This is a genomic window from Massilia sp. CFBP9026, from assembly GCF_034045165.1.
Lineage (GTDB): Bacteria > Pseudomonadota > Gammaproteobacteria > Burkholderiales > Burkholderiaceae_D > Telluria > Telluria arenae.
In genome coordinates, this window is the sequence record NZ_JAXCWH010000003.1 from 47,807 (window position 1) to 65,122 (window position 17,316).

The 17,316-nt window shown below is 64.6% G+C and carries 14 protein-coding genes; 3 read left to right on the plus strand and 11 right to left on the minus strand.

Going from position 1 to position 17,316, the window contains the following annotated elements; all coding sequences use genetic code 11:
- Position 1: 1 nt before the first annotated feature.
- Together SOM28_RS08715 and SOM28_RS08720 are read right to left on the minus strand one after the other, a co-directional pair.
- Positions 2-973 (minus strand): ABC transporter substrate-binding protein, encoded by a 972-nt coding sequence (locus tag SOM28_RS08715; RefSeq protein ID WP_123071512.1) that lies wholly within the window; start codon positions 971-973, stop codon positions 2-4.
- Positions 974-1,117: 144 nt separating this feature from the next.
- Positions 1,118-2,095 carry a ferritin-like domain-containing protein gene (locus tag SOM28_RS08720; RefSeq protein WP_123071502.1) on the minus strand — a complete coding sequence of 326 codons (978 nt, stop codon included), beginning with the start codon at positions 2,093-2,095 and terminating at the stop codon, positions 1,118-1,120.
- Positions 2,096-2,336: 241 nt separating this feature from the next.
- On the opposite strand from SOM28_RS08720, the gene SOM28_RS08725 reads away from it, so the two are divergent.
- Entirely contained in the window at positions 2,337-2,924 is a 588-nt protein-coding gene (locus tag SOM28_RS08725; protein ID WP_320467868.1) for a sigma-70 family RNA polymerase sigma factor, read from the plus strand.
- Complete coding sequence (locus tag SOM28_RS08730) at positions 2,921-3,625, plus strand: anti-sigma factor (protein ID WP_320467869.1); 705 nt, start codon at positions 2,921-2,923, stop codon at positions 3,623-3,625. The genes SOM28_RS08725 and SOM28_RS08730 overlap by 4 nt, the downstream gene beginning before the upstream one ends.
- 10 nt (positions 3,626-3,635) lie before the next feature.
- On the opposite strand, the gene SOM28_RS08735 is transcribed toward SOM28_RS08730, so the two are convergent.
- The 9 genes from SOM28_RS08735 to SOM28_RS08775 form a co-directional block, all read right to left on the minus strand.
- Positions 3,636-5,963 carry a glycoside hydrolase family 127 protein gene (locus tag SOM28_RS08735; protein WP_320468142.1) on the minus strand — a complete coding sequence of 776 codons (2,328 nt, stop codon included), beginning with the start codon at positions 5,961-5,963 and terminating at the stop codon, positions 3,636-3,638.
- A gap of 43 nt (positions 5,964-6,006) precedes the next feature.
- Positions 6,007-7,554, minus strand: coding sequence for an alpha-N-arabinofuranosidase (locus SOM28_RS08740; protein ID WP_320467870.1), 1,548 nt, complete (start codon positions 7,552-7,554; stop codon positions 6,007-6,009).
- A 27-nt stretch (positions 7,555-7,581) separates the two neighbouring features.
- On the minus strand, positions 7,582-9,492 hold the full coding sequence (locus tag SOM28_RS08745) for a glycoside hydrolase family 97 protein (protein ID WP_320467871.1): 1,911 nt from the start codon (positions 9,490-9,492) through the stop codon (positions 7,582-7,584).
- A 165-nt stretch (positions 9,493-9,657) separates the two neighbouring features.
- Positions 9,658-10,413: an SDR family NAD(P)-dependent oxidoreductase gene (locus tag SOM28_RS08750; RefSeq protein ID WP_123071506.1), complete on the minus strand. Its 756-nt coding sequence runs from the start codon at positions 10,411-10,413 to the stop codon at positions 9,658-9,660.
- A gap of 54 nt (positions 10,414-10,467) precedes the next feature.
- A complete protein-coding gene (gene araD1 / locus SOM28_RS08755) occupies positions 10,468-11,460 on the minus strand; it encodes an AraD1 family protein (RefSeq protein WP_320467872.1) in 993 nt (330 codons plus the stop codon).
- 46 nt (positions 11,461-11,506) lie between these two features.
- Positions 11,507-13,249, minus strand: a complete 1,743-nt coding sequence (locus SOM28_RS08760; protein WP_320467873.1) for an IlvD/Edd family dehydratase — start codon at positions 13,247-13,249, stop codon at positions 11,507-11,509.
- Between the two features lie 195 nt (positions 13,250-13,444).
- Positions 13,445-14,326, minus strand: coding sequence for an SMP-30/gluconolactonase/LRE family protein (locus SOM28_RS08765; protein ID WP_320467874.1), 882 nt, complete (start codon positions 14,324-14,326; stop codon positions 13,445-13,447).
- Positions 14,323-15,378, minus strand: a complete 1,056-nt coding sequence (locus SOM28_RS08770) for an aldose epimerase family protein (protein WP_123071515.1) — start codon at positions 15,376-15,378, stop codon at positions 14,323-14,325. The genes SOM28_RS08765 and SOM28_RS08770 overlap by 4 nt, the downstream gene beginning before the upstream one ends.
- Before the next feature lie 13 nt (positions 15,379-15,391).
- On the minus strand, positions 15,392-15,730 hold the full coding sequence (locus SOM28_RS08775; protein WP_229415074.1) for a family 43 glycosylhydrolase: 339 nt from the start codon (positions 15,728-15,730) through the stop codon (positions 15,392-15,394).
- Between the two features lie 521 nt (positions 15,731-16,251).
- Here SOM28_RS08775 and SOM28_RS08780 point away from each other — a divergent pair.
- Positions 16,252-17,286, plus strand: a complete 1,035-nt coding sequence (locus SOM28_RS08780) for a porin (RefSeq protein WP_123071510.1) — start codon at positions 16,252-16,254, stop codon at positions 17,284-17,286.
- The last annotated feature ends 30 nt before the right edge of the window (positions 17,287-17,316 follow it).

Consider the following 17,316-nt stretch of genomic DNA (forward strand, 5'->3'; position numbering starts at 1 on the left):
CTCAATACTTACGGTTCGGGAATTCCTTGGCTGCGACTTCGGCCGGGAAGACGCCTTCTTGCACCACGATGCGCTTCGGCACCGGCTTGCCGGCCTTGACCGCCTTGGCCGCTTCCATCAGCTGCGGGCCGAGCAGCGGATTGCATTCGACGGTCACGTTCAGCTTGCCCTGCAACATGGCCTCGAAGGCGCCGCGCACGCCGTCGATCGATACGACCAGGATGTCCTTGCCCGGTTTCAGGCCGGCTTCCTCGATCGCCTGGATGGCGCCGATCGCCATATCGTCGTTGTGCGCGTACAGCACGGTGATGTTCTTGCCTTCGGACTTGAGGAAGGCCTCCATCACCTCCTTGCCCTTGGCCCGCGTGAAGTCGCCGGTCTGGGAGCGGATGATCTTGAGCCGCGGTTCGGTTTTCATCACTTCCGCGAAGCCGGCCTTGCGGTCGATGGCCGGGGCCGAACCCACGGTGCCCTGCAGCTCGACGATGTTATAGGCGCGGTTCGGGTTCTTCTTCGCGTGCTCGACCAGCCAGCGCGCGGCGCGGCGGCCCTCTTCCACGAAGTCGGAACCGAGGAAGGTAACGTACAGCGACTGGTCGCTGACCTTGACGCCGCGGTCGGTCAGGATGACGGGGATATTGGCGCGCTTGGCTTCGCGCAGCACGGTATCCCAGCCCGATTCCACGACCGGGGAGAAGGCGATGACGTCGACGCGCTGGGCGATGAAGGAGCGGATCGCCTTGACCTGGTTTTCCTGGCGCTGCTGGGCGTCGGCGAACTTGAGGTTGATGCCGGCCTTTTTGGCGGAGTCCTTGATCGAGGCGGTGTTGGCGGTGCGCCATTCGCTTTCGGCGCCGACTTGCGAGAAGCCGATGGTGAGGGGTTTGGCGGCGAAGGCGGTGGCCGGCGCGATTGCGGCGGCCACCGTCGAGGCGACGGCAGCGCCCAGGACGTTCCTGCGGGTCAGTCTCATCACTTTGTCTCCGGTATTGTTGTTCTGCAATCCTAGGACAAAGCGAGATACTGATCCAATCAATTTTTTGAGAGTTGCGATATGTTTTTGAATATCGATCGCGACCTGCCCCCGGGACCGGCGGGCAGGTCCTCCGGTCACTACTCAGGAATATGCAGAGCTCATATTCAACACCCCATTCGCCCCGCGCGGGAAGAACCCGCCCATGGTGACCGACTCCCTGGTCAGATAAACGATATTGAGCACATCGCCAGGCGTGCGGCTGAAGGCAATGCCGTCCTTGTCCAGCGGTACGATGTTCGACACGGTCGCATCCGACGCGTGGACGATGCCCTGGTCCACATCGCTCGTCCCATCGAGGCTGTCGCGCGCGTCCGAGATCGCGCCGGCCGCGGTGCGCAGCGACGGCGTGCTCAATCCCTTCGAGTACAGCACCGTGCGCACCAGCCCCGCGTGATAGGCCTCGGCCGCCAGGATGCCGGCCGCCGCCTCGAGGAAGGTCTTGTTCTGGATGAGGGGCGAAGCGCCCTTGTAGGCGGTCACGCCGACGTCTTCGAAGATGAAGGCGCCGAGCAGGAAGTTCTCGTCGCTGGCATACGGGTCGAAAGCGACGCCCGGGCCGACCAGGCCGGCGGCGCGCGCCGCGGTCGAGAACGCGCCGTTCGGATCGGTGCCGCCGATGTCCAGCGCCGGCTGGGCCACCGCCGCCGCGCCGAGCGCGCCGCGCAGGAAAGCGACGTGGGCGATCTCGTCCTGCGCGATTTCTTTCGCATACTGGGCCACCAGCGGATCCTTGAACTGCACCTGGCGGCCGCCGGTCACCGCGCCCTGCGTGCCGGCGCCGGTCAGCAGATTGGCCGGAAGGCCGATGCCCAGCGCCGCATACGAATAGAACTGTGCTTCCAGGTACTCGAGATTGAGCGCGAAATTGAGGATGTCGACGTCGGTCGGCGTCGCAGCCTGGGCGATGGCGTCCTTGACCGAGCCGCCGCAGGCGCTCAGGAAGGTGCCGCCCACCATGCCGACGCTGATGCCGCCGACATTCTTGAAGAAGGAACGCCGTTTTTCGAGCTTCTGCTTGCGTGATTCGAGTAGTGCCAAGGTCACATTCGTGTCTGTCATGGTAGTTCTCCCATTGGTATAGCAATCAAGAAACTTCGCCAGCGCATGCTTAAGAATTTCAATCAGGAAATCTGCTCGAAACCGGCGACACGGCGCATGCAGCTTGTACTCGCGCCGGCTGCGTTCGGTTTCAACTATTTGACGACAGGCGCGGCCGCTCGCGTGCGCGTGCTCGGCGATAGCGCGTGATATTGTCGAAACAAGCAGTCTTCTTTCCAACGCGCTAACCTCAAGGTGCCCGGTGCCAGACTCCCACCCGATCGATCCCGAACAACTGAGGGGCTGGCTGCAAGCAGCGGCGCGGCTCGACGCGCCCGCGTTTCGCCTGCTCTACGACGCAACATCGCCAAAACTGTTTGGCTTCGCGCTGCGTATACTGGGTAAGCGGGAATTGGCGGAGGAAGCCCTGCAGGATGGTTTCGTCGCGATCTGGCATGGCGCCGCCAGTTATCAGGCACACCTGGCCGCGCCCATGACGTGGATGACGACCATCGTGCGCAACAAGGCGCTCGACCTGCTGCGCAGGCAAGCGCACGATGTCGGTATCGACGGCCCGGTGTTCGACGAGGGCGTCATGGCCGCCCTGCACGATCCGCGCGCGACGCCGATCGATGCGCTGCTCATCAGCCGCGACGCCAAGGCGCTGGCCTACTGCATGTCGATGCTCGAGGGTGAGCACCGGCAAGTCGTGGGGCTGGCATTCTTCCATGACCTGTCGCACAGCGAGGTAGCGATACAGATGGCCATCCCCATCGGCACCGTCAAGACCTGGATCCGGCGCAGCCTGGAGCGTCTCAAGGCCTGCCTGGCGAAAGGCGAGCGGACATGAAGCTGCGCGACCATCCCGCCCTGTGCGACAAACTGGCCGCCGAATACGTCCTGGGCACGCTCAAGGGCGGCGCGCGGCGCCGCTTCGAGACCCATCTGCGCGACGACGCGGCCTTGCGCCGCCTCGTGCACGAATGGGAAGAGCGCCTGGCGCCGATGGCTGAATTCTCGTCCCCGCAGCCCGCGCCCGAGCGGGTCTGGCTGGCCATCGAACGGCGGCTCGGATTGCAGCGCCGCCACGCCGCATGGCAGTTCTGGCGCAGCGAATCGCTGGTCTTATGGCGCACGCTGGGGCTGGCCTCTATCGCCTGCGCGCTGCTTCTGGTGGGCGTACTCAGCTCGTCGCTGCTGGACCGTCCACGGGTCGACTACCTCGCCACACTCCAGGACGACAAGGCCCGCACCGCACTGCTGCTGACCGGCGACAGTCGCCGCCAGATACTGACCGTGCGTCTGGTCGAGCCGGCCCCGGTCGCCGCCGACCGCAGCCTGCAGCTCTGGGCCGTGCCGAAGCAGGGCAATCCGCGTTCACTCGGCGTGTTGTCCGACCGCGGCGTGATCGAACTCGGATTGAGCCGGGCGGCGATCGGCGACGACGTGGCGTTGCTCGCCGTGTCACTGGAACCGCGCGGCGGCTCGCCGAACCCGGACGGGCCGACCGGGCCGATCCTCTACAAGGGCAACTGGGTGAGGATGCTGTAGCGACCGGCCCTCATCTTAGCAACCGCAAGCCATACAGCCGGCCGGTCACCGAACCCGGCCGGGCGACGAAGCGCACGCTCAGCCTGCCCTTGGCCGCCTGGCGCATCGCCGCGGGAATCTGATAATCCACGGTGTAGATCTGCTCCTGCGCATCCGCCGCCAGGGTGACGCTCGCCAACGGCTGGCCATTGAGCAGCACATCGAAGCGCCGCCCCGCATCCTCCCTGGAAAACGTTAGCCGCAATACCCTGGCCTCACCCTTCCGGTCGTTCAGCTCATAGCTGAACCACTTGCTCGCATGCCGCCAGTGCCGGCCGTTGTCGATCCCGGCCTCACTGCCTTCCCCCTTGAAGAAGTGATCCGACTCCGGCTGCTGCTCGCCCGGCGCCACCCCGTCGATGGTCCTGGCCTTGAGCGCAATCCGGTCCGCCTCGCGCGCTGCGTTCGCCGCCTGCTGCGCCTTCAGGCCGCCCGGCGTCGCATGCTGCCAGTACATTGTGTAGCGCGATTCGTGCAGGCGAAAGAAGGGAATGAACTCGGTAAGCGGCCCATCCGCGCCATGCACCAGCCCTGGCGCGCTGAAGGTCAGCGGCTTGCCGGCTACCGGCTTGAAGCGGGCGATGAAATCGGTCGAATCGCTGACGAACATCGGCGCCGCCTCCAACGGGCAGGTCGGCCCCGAGGCGATATGGCCCATGCGCGAGTCGTCGGCCAGGTAATTAAGCTTGTCGTCGCCGAACATGCGCGTGCGCGCCGCCAGCACCACCGGCCCATGCAGCACGGCGTAGTAATTCGACTTGCCCGGCATTTGTTCCAGGTGGGTAGTCATCGGCAGCCGCACATCGATCCGGTCGCCCTTGCGCCAAACGCGTTCGATCGTCGCATAGCTGCCCGGCCGGGCGTCGACCTTCACCGCCGTGCCATTGACCTTTACCTCCATGCGGCCAGGCGCTATCCATGCCGGGTAGCGGATCTTCATCGCAAAGCGGCCGTCGCCATCGACCGTCAGGCGCGTGGTGTCGGCATCCGGGAAAGTCGTGGCCTGGACGATCCTGACGCCCTTGGCCTTCCAGTCCAGGGTGGAGGCGACGAACAGGTTCACGAACAGCGTGTCCTTGTCGTGCGCGTAGATGAACTCACCGTACTTGGCGTGGCTTTCGATGCCCGAGCCGACGCAGCACCACATGCCCTTGTCCACCTGCGAATACACGCGGTAGTGGTTCGGCCGCATCGGCGTGAAGTAGACGAAGCCGCCTTCCGGCCGCTGCGACGACAGGATGTGGTTGTACAGCGCGCGCTCGTAGTAGTCCCCGTATGTGCCCTTCTGCTCCGACCGGAACAGCATCCCGGTCAGCTTCAGCATGTTGTAGGTGTTGCAGGTCTCCGGGCCTTCGACCTCGTGCACCATGGGCTCGAAGTCGTCGGTGCTGTGGAAGTGCTCCTTGACGCTGTTGCCGCCGATGGCCACCGTGCGCTTGTCGACCACGGTCTGCCAGAAGAAGCGGGCCGCTTCCCCCATGTCCTGCCGCCCCGTGATGTCGGCGATGCGCCTGAAGCCGATCACCTTCGGGATCTGGGTGTTCGCATGCAGGCCGGTCAGCTGGTCCTGCCTGCGCGCCAGCGGCTGCAGCACGGCCTGGTGCGAGAAGGCCAGCGCCAGGTCGAGGTATTTGCGATCGCCCGTCATCTCGGCCACATCGACGAAGATCTCGTTCATGCCGCCATGTTCGCTGCGCAGCATGGTCTGCATCTGCTGCGGCGACAGCTTCGAGCTCAAGGCCAGCGCCCAGTCGGACAGCTGCACCAGCATGGCTTTCGCATCCTCGTTACCGGCGTAACGGTAGGCGTCGCGCAGGCCTGCGTACACCTTGTGCAGGTTATACCAGGGCACCCACTTGCCGTTGACCGAGAAGTTGTCGGCTTCCAGCTTGCCGGCCGCGATGTCGCGCCAGGCCTGGCGTCCGCCGGGAATGCCGCCGATATAGCCGTCGCCATTGGCCTGCTGCGCGCGTTTGAGCTCGGCCACGAAGTAGTTCAGGCGGCGCAGGGCTTCCTGGTCGCCGGTCGAGGCGTGCATGAGCGCCAGCGCCGACAGGTAGTGGCCGCCCATATGGCCATCCAGGCCGGTCGACTCCCAGTTGCCGTAGCTGGGCTGGCGCGGCTGCAGGCCGGCTTCGCGCAGGAATGGCGCCAGCAGGCGGTCGGGTTCCATCGCCATCAGGTAGTTCAGGTTGGTGGTCTGGGCGTCGAGGAAAGGTCCGGGGCCCAGTCGCACGGCGGCGAGCGGAAACAACTCGGCGGCGTGCGCCGCACCGGTCAGCGCGACCGACGCCGCCATCGCCGCGGTCAGTGCGACCGCGGCTACGCGCGCGGCCTTCACATCACGCCTCGACGGCCAAGACCATCACGGCCTTGGCCGGCACCTTGATCGTCAGCTTGCCGTCGGCCGCCTTCGCGCTGAACGGCGCCGGCTTGACCACCTGCGGCTGCTCGAAGGTATTGTGCGCATCCATCTTCTCGGCCGTGAGTACCTGCCCCGAGACGCTGCCCACATTCAGGCCGGCCACGTTCAGCGCCACGTCGCTGGCGCGGGTCGGGTGCGTGTTGACCAGGGCGACGTAGACCTTGCCGTCCTTGCCGCGCGCCGCCGTGGCGCTGATGCCCGGCACCGCCTTGCCATTGCTCGAATACGCCACGTCGTTGTCGACCGCCACCGGCAGCTTGGTCGCGTCCTGGAACGGGATGTACATCTTGTAGGCGTGATAGGTCGGCGTGAGCAGCATCTTGTCCTTGTCGGTGATGATCATCGCCTGCAGCACATTGACCATCTGCGCGATATTCGTCATGCGCACCCGCTCGGCGTACTCGTGGAAGATATTGAAGTTGAGCGCCGCCACCACCGCATCGCGGATCGTATTTCGCTGGAACAGGAAGCCCGGATTGGTGCCCGGCTCCACGTCATACCAGGTGCCCCATTCGTCGACATAGAAGCCGATCTTCTTCTGCGGATCGTTCTTGTCCAGGATGGCGATGTTCTGCTTGATCTGCTGGTCGATGCGCAGGGTCTGCTGGATGGTCGAGAACCATTCCGATTCCGGGAAGCCGGTCGCGGCGCCCTTCTTGTCCCATACGCCGGTCGGCAAGGTGTAGTAGTGGTAGCTGATGCCGTCGGTGCCGCGCGCGGCTTCCTTGCTCAAGACCTCGGTCCACTTGGTGTCGTTGTCGTTGCCGCCGCTGGCGACGATTTTCGGCCGCGCGCCCGGCGGCGTCTTGAGGAAGGTGGCGTAGTGGTTGTACAGGTGGGCGTAGTATTCCGGCTTCATATTGCCGCCGCAGCCCCAGGCCTCGTTGCCGATGCCGAAATAGGCGACTTTATAGGGCTCCTTGCGGCCGTTCTTGCGCCGCAGTTCGGCCAGCGACGACTTGGTATCCGAGGTCATGTACTCGAGCCATTCGGCCATCTCTTGCGGGGTGCCGGAACCGAGATTGCCGTTGACGTAGGCTTCGGTGCCCAGCAGCTCGACCAGGTCGAAGAACTCATGGGTGCCCACCGCGTTGTCCTCGGCCACGCCGCCCCAGTGGGTATTGACCTTGACCGGACGCTTGTTGCGCGCGCCGATGCCGTCGCGCCAGTGGTACTCGTCGGCGAAGCAGCCGCCCGGCCAGCGCACCAGCGGCACCTTCAGTTCCTTCAGCGCGCCAACCACGTCGTTGCGCCAGCCCCGGGTATTCGGAATCCTGGAATCCGGCCCCACCCACATGCCCTCGTAGATGCCGGTGCCGAGGTGTTCGGCGAACTGGCCGTACACGTTCTTGTTGATGACCGGGCCTGGCTTGGTGGTGTCGACCGACACGCTTACCTGGGCGAAGGCCAGGGCCGGCAAGGCGGCGAGGCTGCATGCGAGGATGATGGGCTTGAGTGCTTTCACTGACGTCTCCTGGTTTTATAATGGGTCTTATTTGAATACCGCGACGAAGCCGCCGCGCGGTTTGATGCTGACGCTGGTCTTGCCGGCCCTGATCGGGGCCTGGCTGAATGCGCGTTCGCCATCGCCATCGGTGGTCAAGATTCCGCTACGCCCCTCGATGAACGAGAGGTCGAGGTCGACGCTGCGCGCTTCATTGTCGGCATTGAATCCGGCCACATACCAGCTGTCGCCGCTTTTTCGCGCGATGACCGCATGGCGGCCCGGGTAGCCGTCGATGAAGCGCACGTCGTCCCAGCTGCGCGGCAGGTCGCGCAGCAGGTTCCTTAGATAGTCGGGAACGCCCGCCATGCCTTCGGGCCGCTCGGCGAAGTGCTGGATCCCGGACAGGAACAGCACCGCCTCGGCCAGCTCGAAGCCATTGCGCGTGATGCGCTTGATCTTCGGGATATCGCCGAACACCAGTGGCGTGTAGTCCATCGGGTCGAACAGGTTGCGGCTGAACGGCAGCATGGCGGCGTGCGGCGGCATCGCATCCTGGTCTTTCTGGTCGAAGGTGGTGAACTCGAAGCCCTTTACCGCCTCCACCGTCATCAGGTTCGGGAAGGTGCGCGACCAGCCGCGCGGCAAGGTGGCGCCATGAAAGTTCACCAGCAGGCCGGCATCGGCCGCGTCCTGGAGCATGTCGACGTAATAGGCGACCATCGACTTGCCATCGCCGGCGAAGAAGTCGACCTTGACGCCCTTGACGCCCATCTCGCGCAGCCGTGCGAACTCACGCACGCGCGCTGCGCGGGTGAGCAGCGCGCCCTTCGGGCTGTACGGCGTCTTGTTCCAGGCGCCGGACGAGTTGTACCAGACCAGGATGCCGATCTTCTTCGCGGCCGCATAGTCCACCAGCTCACGTAAGCGCTCGAAGCCGATCTTGCGGTCCCAGTCGGCATCGACCAGCGTGTAGTCCCAACGCATGTCGGCGGCGTAGTCGACGAAGCGCTTCTGGGTGTCGATATAGGTGCCGTCGTCCTTGAGCAGCGCCCAGCTCCAGGATGCGTGGCCGGGCTGGATTTTGGCTTTGTCGAAGGCGATCGCGGGCGCCGCGAGATCGGTCCCGAGGGTCGATTCGACCAGCGTGCGCAGGCTGCCCAGGGCGACGACGCGCCACGGCGTGACCAGATCGCCCTTTGACTCGGCCAGCAGCGCGCCGTTGGTGAACACTTCCGGCGCGGCCGGGATGTCGAGGCGATAGACGCCGCCGCGCGAATCGGTGTGCAGGCGCGAGGCGTGGAAGCTGCCGTCCAGGTTCGCCTCCGTGAGCGCAACCCAGGTCTCGCCGGTGCGGAATAGCGCCGGGAACACCCAGCCGGCGCCGAGCGTGGACGGGGTGCCGGCCGGTATCTCGCGCTGGTAGTGTTCTTCGTACGATGGATTCGTGTTCGACCAGCCGGTCTGGGCGACTGCCATCGGCTGCAACCAGGCTTTCGTCGACTTGTCGAAGGCGAAGCCGGTGGTTTCGCGGACGAATCTCAGGTTCTTGCCGGCGACGCGGTAGCGGAAGGCCACGCCGTCGTTCGAGACGCGGAAGGTCACGTCCATCGCCTGGCCCTGGGCATTGCGCACGGTGTGGGTCTGTTCGTTGGCGCGGTAGGTGATGTGACGCTTCTTGGCGGTGGCCAGTTCGTAGCGGTCTTCGATCGGCTTGACCGGGGAGCTGGCCGCCAGCGTCAGGCCCTGGGTCAGGTCGGCGCCTTTTACTTCAATGCCCAGGCTGGAGGGCAGGATGACGGGTTTGCCGTCGCGGGTGACGGCATAGGTCAGCGCGCCCGTTGGGGACAGAGTGACGTCGACCGCGATGTGGCGATCGGGGCTGGTGAGCGGTGCGGCGTGCGCATGTGCGCAGAAGGTTCCAACGACGAGCAGAGCGGTGAAGCGGTATGCAGTCATGGCAAGCTCCAGTACGTCGTACCCGCGGAGGCGGGTACCCAAGGCTGCGCGATTGGCTGGCGAAATTGGATTCCCGACAAGGGGGCCGCCGAGGCCGGGAATGACGTTGTTTTGGGGTGGGTGGGTACTCCCAGCGTGCGAGTCCCGCGTTTCAACCAAGGACGATCAGGTCCAGCCAGCATCCACGACAAAATCCTGCGCCGTGCACATCTTGCTGTCATCGGCGCCGAGGAACAACACCATGCGTGCGACATCGTCGGGCATCAGCTTGCCCGGCAGGCACTGCGCCTTCTTGATCTCCACTTCCGCCGCCGCGTCGACCCATAGATCCACCTGGCGCTGGGTCATGACCCAGCCCGGCGTGACCGTGTTGACCCGCACGCCGAACGGCCCCAGGTCGCGCGCCAGGCTGCGCGTGAGACCGATCACGGCCGCCTTGGTGGTGGCGTAGACCGGATACCCGGCGCCCTTGGCATGCCACGACATCGAGCTGAAATTGATGATGGAACCGCCGCCCTTCTTCTTCATCCCCGGCAGGACCGCCTGGCAGGTGAAGAACATGGGACGCTGGTTGATGGCGATGCGTTCGTTCCAGTAGTCGAGCGAGACGTCCTGGATGTCGTGGCGCTGGTCGTTCGCCGCATTGTTGACCAGGACGTCGAAGTCGCCCAGCTGCGCGGCCAGTTCCGCCATCGTGCGCTGCAGCGCCGGGATGTCGGTGATGTCGCAGTAACGGTAAACCGGGGCATCCGCCAACCGCGCGCACAGCGCCTCGCTGGCCTGCTGCGCGATGTCGACGAAGGCGACGACCGCCCCCTGCTCCACGAAAGCCTGCACGATCGCCTCCCCGATGCCGGTGCCGCCTCCCGTTACGAACACCCGCTTGCCCCGCAGGCTGGGGTAGTTCCCCATCTGTTCCATGCTTGTCTCCATCTCTTGTTATCTTGCCGAGGCCTCTGCGGGCAGCTTACGGCATCAAAGGCGCTTGACCTTCACGTACGGGGCGTCATGCACGGCCAGGCGGTTGCGCAGCGCCGGCCCGAAGGCCGGCGATTCGATCTCGAAGGTCTCCCCCGTCTTGACCTGGACGCCATCGGCAAAGCTCAGGGTCGCGGTGCCGAAGAAGTGGACGTGCACGTCGCCGGCGCGCTTGAACAGCCCATATTTAAAGTGGTGATACTCGAGGTTTTCCAGCGTGTGCGACATATTCTGTTCACCGCTGACGAAGGCCTTTTCCCAGCGCACCTGGCCATCGAGGCCGATGACGCGCGACACGCCCTCCACGTGGGCCGGCAGCTCGCCGACCAGCAGCGCGGGGCCGACACCGCAGTTGCGCAGCTTGGAATGCGCCAGATAGAGGTAGTTCTGGCGTTCGGTGACGTGGTCCGAGAACTCGTTGCCGATCGCATAGCCCAGGCGCCAGGGCTGGCCGTCGTCGCCGATCAGGTACAGGCCGGCGATTTCCGGTTCCTCGCCGCCATCGAGCGAGAAGGCAGGCATGTCGAGATCCTTGCCGCTGGCACGCAGGATCGAACCGTCGCCCTTGTAGAACCATTCCGGCTGCACGCCGGGCGTGCCGGGCGCCGGCTTGCCGCCTTCGACGCCCAGGCGGAACATCTTCATGCTGTCGCTCAGGGCCTCCATGTCGCCGCCGATCTTCTTGTGCATGCTGTCGCGCGTGTCGGCGCTGCCCAGGTGGGTCAGGCCGGTGCCGGTGACGTAGCAGTGAGCGGGATCGGGATGGTCGACCGGGGGCAGGATACGGCCGGCGCGGGCGAGGTCGTCGTAGTTGGCGTGACCGGCGCCGGCTGCCGCGTCGGCGAGTGCGGCCAGGCCCTGGCCCTGCGCGATCGCGGCGCGCGCCAGTTCCAGCGTGGTGGCGTAGCCGTCGATGATGCGGATAGTGGCGTCGTTCAGGATGCCGACGCGGCGTTCATTCGATTCGGTCAGAAATTGGACGAGCAGCATGGTTCGGGTCTCCTATATTTTTTTTGATTGAACGCTTTCCATCGACTCAGTGCGAATGCTTCGGCACCGCCGACCCGCGGCATCCGACCAGGAAATCGAAGTCGCACCCGTCATCGGCCTGCATCACGTGATCCAGGTACAGCCGCCGGTAACCGCTGTGCTGCACGGGCACGGCTTTCTCGGCCCGATCCGCCAGCCGCGCGCGAATCTGTTCATCGCTCAGCTCCACATTGAGCAGGCCGGCATGGCAGTCGAGCTGGATCATGTCGCCATCCTGCACGATGCCCAGCGGACCGCCGTCCATCGCCTCCGGCGCCACGTGCAGCACCACGGTGCCGTAGGCGGTGCCGCTCATGCGCGCGTCCGAGATGCGCACCATATCGGTGATGCCCTTGGCCAGCAGCTTGGGCGGCAGGCCCATATTGCCCACTTCGGCCATGCCGGGATAGCCCTTCGGTCCGCAGTTCTTCATCAAGAGCACGCAGTTCTCGTCCACGTCCAGATCGGGATCGAGGATGCGCTCTTTATAGTGGTCGAAGTCCTCGAACACCACCGCGCGGCCGCGATGCTGCATCAGGTGCGGCGATGCCGCCGACGGTTTCAGCACCGCGCCGCGCGGCGCCAGGTTGCCGCGCAAGATGCAGATGCCGCCGTCCGCGATCAGCGGATTGTCCAGCTGGCGCACCACCTCGTCGTTGTAGATCGGGGCGTCGACGCAGTTCTCCCACAGCGACTTGCCGTTGACGGTCAATGCGTCCCGGTTCGGAATCAGGCCTCCCTCGCCCAGGCGCCGGATCACTGCCGGCAGGCCACCGGCGTAATAAAATTCTTCCATCAGGTAGCGGCCCGACGGCAGCAGGTCGACCACGGTCGGGGTACCCTTGCCGATGCGGGTCCAGTCCTCGAGTTCGAGCGGCACGCCGACGCGGCCGGCGATCGCCTTCAGGTGGATCACGGCATTGGTCGAACCGCCGATGGCCGCGTTGACGCGGATCGCATTTTCAAAATTCTCGCGCTTGAGGATCTTCGAGATGCGCAGGTCTTCGTGCACCATCTCGACGATGCGGATGCCCGACATATGGGCCAGCACGTAGCGCCGCGCATCGACGGCGGGGATCGCCGCATTGTGCGGCAGCGAGGTGCCCAGCGCCTCGGCCATGCAGGCCATCGTGGACGCCGTGCCCATGGTATTGCAGGTGCCCGCCGAACGCGAGTGCCCTGCTTCGGCCGACAGGAATTCGTGCATCGTGATGGCGCCGGCCTTGGCTTGCTCGTGCAGCTGCCAGACGGCGGTGCCGGAACCGATGTCCTTGCCGTTGAGTTTACCGTTGAGCATAGGGCCGCCGGTGACGACGATGGTCGGCAGGTCGACGCTGGCGGCGCCCATCAGCAGGGCCGGCGTGGTCTTGTCGCAGCCGACCAGCAGCACCACGGCATCCATCGGATTGCCGCGGATGGACTCCTCGACGTCCATCGAGGCCAGGTTACGGGTCAGCATGGCGGTCGGCCGCAGGTTCGATTCGCCGTTCGAGAACACGGGGAATTCGACCGGGAAGCCGCCGGCTTCCAGGATGCCGCGCTTGACGTGTTCGGCCAGCTTGCGGAAATGGGCGTTGCAGGGGGTGAGTTCGGACCAGGTATTGCAGATGCCGATGATTGGTTTACCCTGGAATTCGTGGTCGGGAATGCCCTGGTTCTTCATCCAGCTGCGGTACATGAAGCCGTTCTTGTCTTGCGTACCGAACCACGCCGCCGAGCGCAGCGGCGTTTTCTTCTTTTCCCCGGACATGCAGTTCTCCTGTCGATTCTTTACTGGGCGAGGCGTCGAGCCCCGGCCCAAGTCTCCTGATTACTGAGAGTAATGGTAAAGATCGGCCAGATAACTTTCCAATCACATTTTTGGCGACATCGATACTGTTTTTGGTATCGCTAGGCGCGTTGGATCGGCAGGAGATGGGGCGGCGCTGGCCGCCCGAAATGAAGGTCAGCGGTGGAGAAAGCGCGCCTCGGGCAGGCCGCGCACGTCCAGGGACTGGTGGAACACCGCGCCCGACAGCGGCGCCGCCTTCCGGTCGCCCGCCGTCATGCCCACATGGGCGCTGGTGACGAACAGGGTCGACAGATCTGGCCCGCCGAATACCGGGCAGCTCGGCTGCGGCGCGGCGAGCGACACCACCCGATCGAGCCTGCCATCCGGCGCAAAGCGCATCACCTGCCCCGCGCCCCAGCGCGTGCTCCACAGATAGCCCTCGGCATCGACCGTGGAGCCATCCGGTTCGCCCGGCGCGGCATCGGCCGCGACGAAGGTGTGCACCCGCCCGACTTCGGCGCTGCAGGGGTTGTAGTCAGCGTACAGGATCGCCTTCTCTTGCGAGTCGGCGAAATACATGCGCCGGCCGTCGGGGCTGAAGCAAATGCTGTTGGCGATCGCCGCATGCGGCAGCGGCAGCTGCTCGAGCGACAGGTCGAGGTTCAGGCGATAAAAGCCGCCCACCGCGCGCTTCGGGTTCTCGTCCTGGTTGAACATGCCGAACACGAAGCGTCCCTGGCGGTCGCAGCGTCCATCGTTCAGGCGCGTCGATGGATTATCCGCTTCGACGTCGACGATGCGCGTGACCTTGCCGCTCGAGAAAGTGAAGAAGGCCAGGCCGGAGGCAAGCCCCAGCAGCAGGCGATCGTCGCTGCCGGTGAGCGCGAAGCAGCACAGGCGCTCGGGCATCTTCCAACTGACGGTGCGCCCGCTGGACGGCGTATGCGACCACAGGGTCGCGGCCGGGATGTCGGTCCACAGTAGCCGGCCCGAACGCTCGCACCACAGCACGCATTCGCCGAGCTCGTGCCCGGCGTCGAGCAGCACGTCCATCATGCGCCCGGCTCCACCATAAAGCGAAAGCGCGATTCGGTCTGGTACACCTGTCCCGGACGCAGGATCGTGGTCGGGAAGTGCGGCTGGTTCGGCGAATCCGGGAAATGCTGCGGCTCCAGGCAGAAGCCGCTGCGGTACTGGTAGGTCCTGCCCTTGCCCGCGAGCGAACCGTCGAGGAAGTTCCCGCTGTAGAACTGCACGCCCGGCTCCTCGGTCCACAATTCCAGCACGCGGCCCGAACCCGGATCGTACGCACGCGCCGCACGGCTCAAGGATTTCTCCTGCGGCTTGTTAAGCACGAAATTGTGGTCGTAGCCGCCGCCATGGCGCAGTTGCTTGTCCGGCTGGCCGATCCGCTCGCCGATCGGGCGCGGCATGCGGAAGTCGAATGGCGTGCCCGTCACCGGCGTCAGTTCGCCGGTCGGGATCGAATCGGCGTCGATGGCCACGAAGGCATCGGCCTCAATGCCCAGGATGTGGCCGAGGATGTCGCCGTCGCCGGCCAGGTTGAAGTAGCTGTGCTGGGTCAGGTTGACCGGCGTCGCCTTGTCGGTGACGGCGTGGAAGGACACCACCAGCTCGTTATCGTCGTTGAGCGTGTAGGTGACGGTCGCATCGAGGTTGCCCGGATAGCCCATCTCGCCATCGACGCTGCGATATTGCAGGCGCAGGCTGTCGCCGTCGACCGTGGCCTCCCATTTGACACGATCGAAACCATCCGGGCCGCCATGCAGGTGGTTGCTGCCGTTATTGACCGGCAGTTCCACTTCATGTCCGTCGAGTGTGAAGCGCCCGTGCCGGATGCGGTTGCCGTAGCGGCCGATCAGCGCGCCAATATATGGGCTGTCGGTCCGATAGGGTTCGAGCGTGTCGAACCCCAGCACCACATCGGCGAAGTTGCCGTCGCGGTCGGGCGCATGCAGCTCGGTGATGACGCCGCCATAGTCGATGATCTTCGCCACCATGCCCTTGGCATTGGTCAGCGTGAACTGGGTGATGGCCCTGCCGTCGGGCAGCTGGCCGAATGGCGCTTGCGTGATACCGGTTTGCACGTTGTTCGAATCCTCAATCAACACATCGATAAGTGGAAGGACGGCCGAACACCGGCATGCGCTGTTCATCCCAGCGCAGCGGTTTCACGAAAGTGTGGCGGTCCGGATTCCAGAGCGAATCGCCGACGATCTCGGTATGGGTGCGCGCGTGGTAGACCAGCATGACAGTGTCGTCGTCTTCGGCATAGGTGAAGCTGTTGTGGCCCGGGCCATAGACGCCGTGATCGTAGCACGACCGCAAACCGGGCTGCGCCGACTTGGTCCACGATGCCGGGTCGAGCAGGTCGGCATCCTCGTCGGCCCACAACCAGCCCATCGCGTAATCGTGGTCGGTGGAGAGCGTCCCGGTCAAATTTTCTGGCGCGTCGATACCAGTTTATGTATCAAGGCTCCTGTCAAGTCCCAGGCGCGAAAACGCGCCGGCGTGCCTGGCGGCCATGCACCGCTGCGGTGCAAAAAATGCATATGCATAGTGCGATGCCAAATATGGGGACCGTCGATTTGTGTTCGGCAACAGCGAAGAGTGTGTCCAGGCGCGCATCGCCGGCTGCTGTCGCATTTGCTCTGGACACATGGGCTCGCACCGTTATTGCGCACTGCAACAGATGTCAAGAGCGAATATGTGGCGTTATTGCAACGCAATAAGTTAACGTTAGGCAATAATTCAGGCGTGTCGTTCGCGCCTTTACGCATCTCCCGGAAACCCCGCCAGGACAGGGTTCTCCTATGAGAACGCTGTCACACAGAGGCGATTTGCGCTTGTCAATTGGGAGTTTCGACCCCGTTTCGATTGGACGTCGACCGATGACAAATGTCCGTCTGGCATGTCATCATAAATAGGCTATTTCACAAACAAACACTGGAGAGACATCCATGAAGCACAAAATTCTTGCCATCGCCCTCGTGTCGGCACTCCCACTGGTCGCCCAAGCACAAACCAGCGTCACCATGTACGGCATGATCGACGCCTCGATCGGCGTCGAAAACACCGATGCGCCAGGCGAAAGCAGCCGCACCGTCGTGTCGTCGGGCACCCAGTCGGCAAGCCGTCTCGGCTTCCGCGGTACCGAAGACCTGGGCAATGGCCTGAAAGCACTGTTCAACATCGAAGCCGCTGTCGCCGCCGACACCGGCGCGACCAACTCGCGTCTGTTCGACCGCCGCGCCGTGGTCGGCCTGCAAGGCGCCTTCGGTACCGTGACCGTCGGCCGTGAATACGGCCCGATCGCTGCCATCGCCAGCGCTTCGGACACCCTGGGCCAGGGCTTCTACGGCTCGAACCTGGTTGCATTCAGCGCGACCCGCCTGACCCGCCGCCTGGACAACTCGGTCAACTACCAGAGCAACGCCCTGAACGGCTTCACCGTGCGCGCAGCCTACGGCGCGGGCGAGCGTAACGAGACCGCCGCGCAAGACACCGGCGACATCACCGGCGTGTCGCTGGAATACGCGAACGCAGGCTTCTACGCCGGCGCCGCCTACCAGAACAAGGAAGACCTGCCATCGGGCGACAGCAAGGAATACGGCGTCGGCCTGGGCTACAAGTTCGGCGACTTCGAAGTCCGCGGCGGCTACCTGGCTTCGGATCCGGAACTGGTTGGCGGCATCAACAACAAGTACGAGCAGATGAACGCCGGTGTGTCGTACGGCTTCGGCGCCAACCGCGTCTACCTGAACTACCAGCAGCAAGAGCAGGAACTGGGCGATGCAGAAGGCAAGGCAATCACCCTGGCCTACACCTACACCCTGTCGAAGCGCACCAACGTGTACGCTTCGTACGCCAAGCTGCGTAACAACAGCACCGGCGTGTTCTCGCTGGCCGGCTCGGGCAGCCCGATCGCCATGCCTGCAAACGCCTTCGGTTCGGACCCACAGGTCTACAACATCGGCGTGCGTCACTCGTTCTAAGCGACGTAGCCTCAAGCCGGGTGCTCGCCA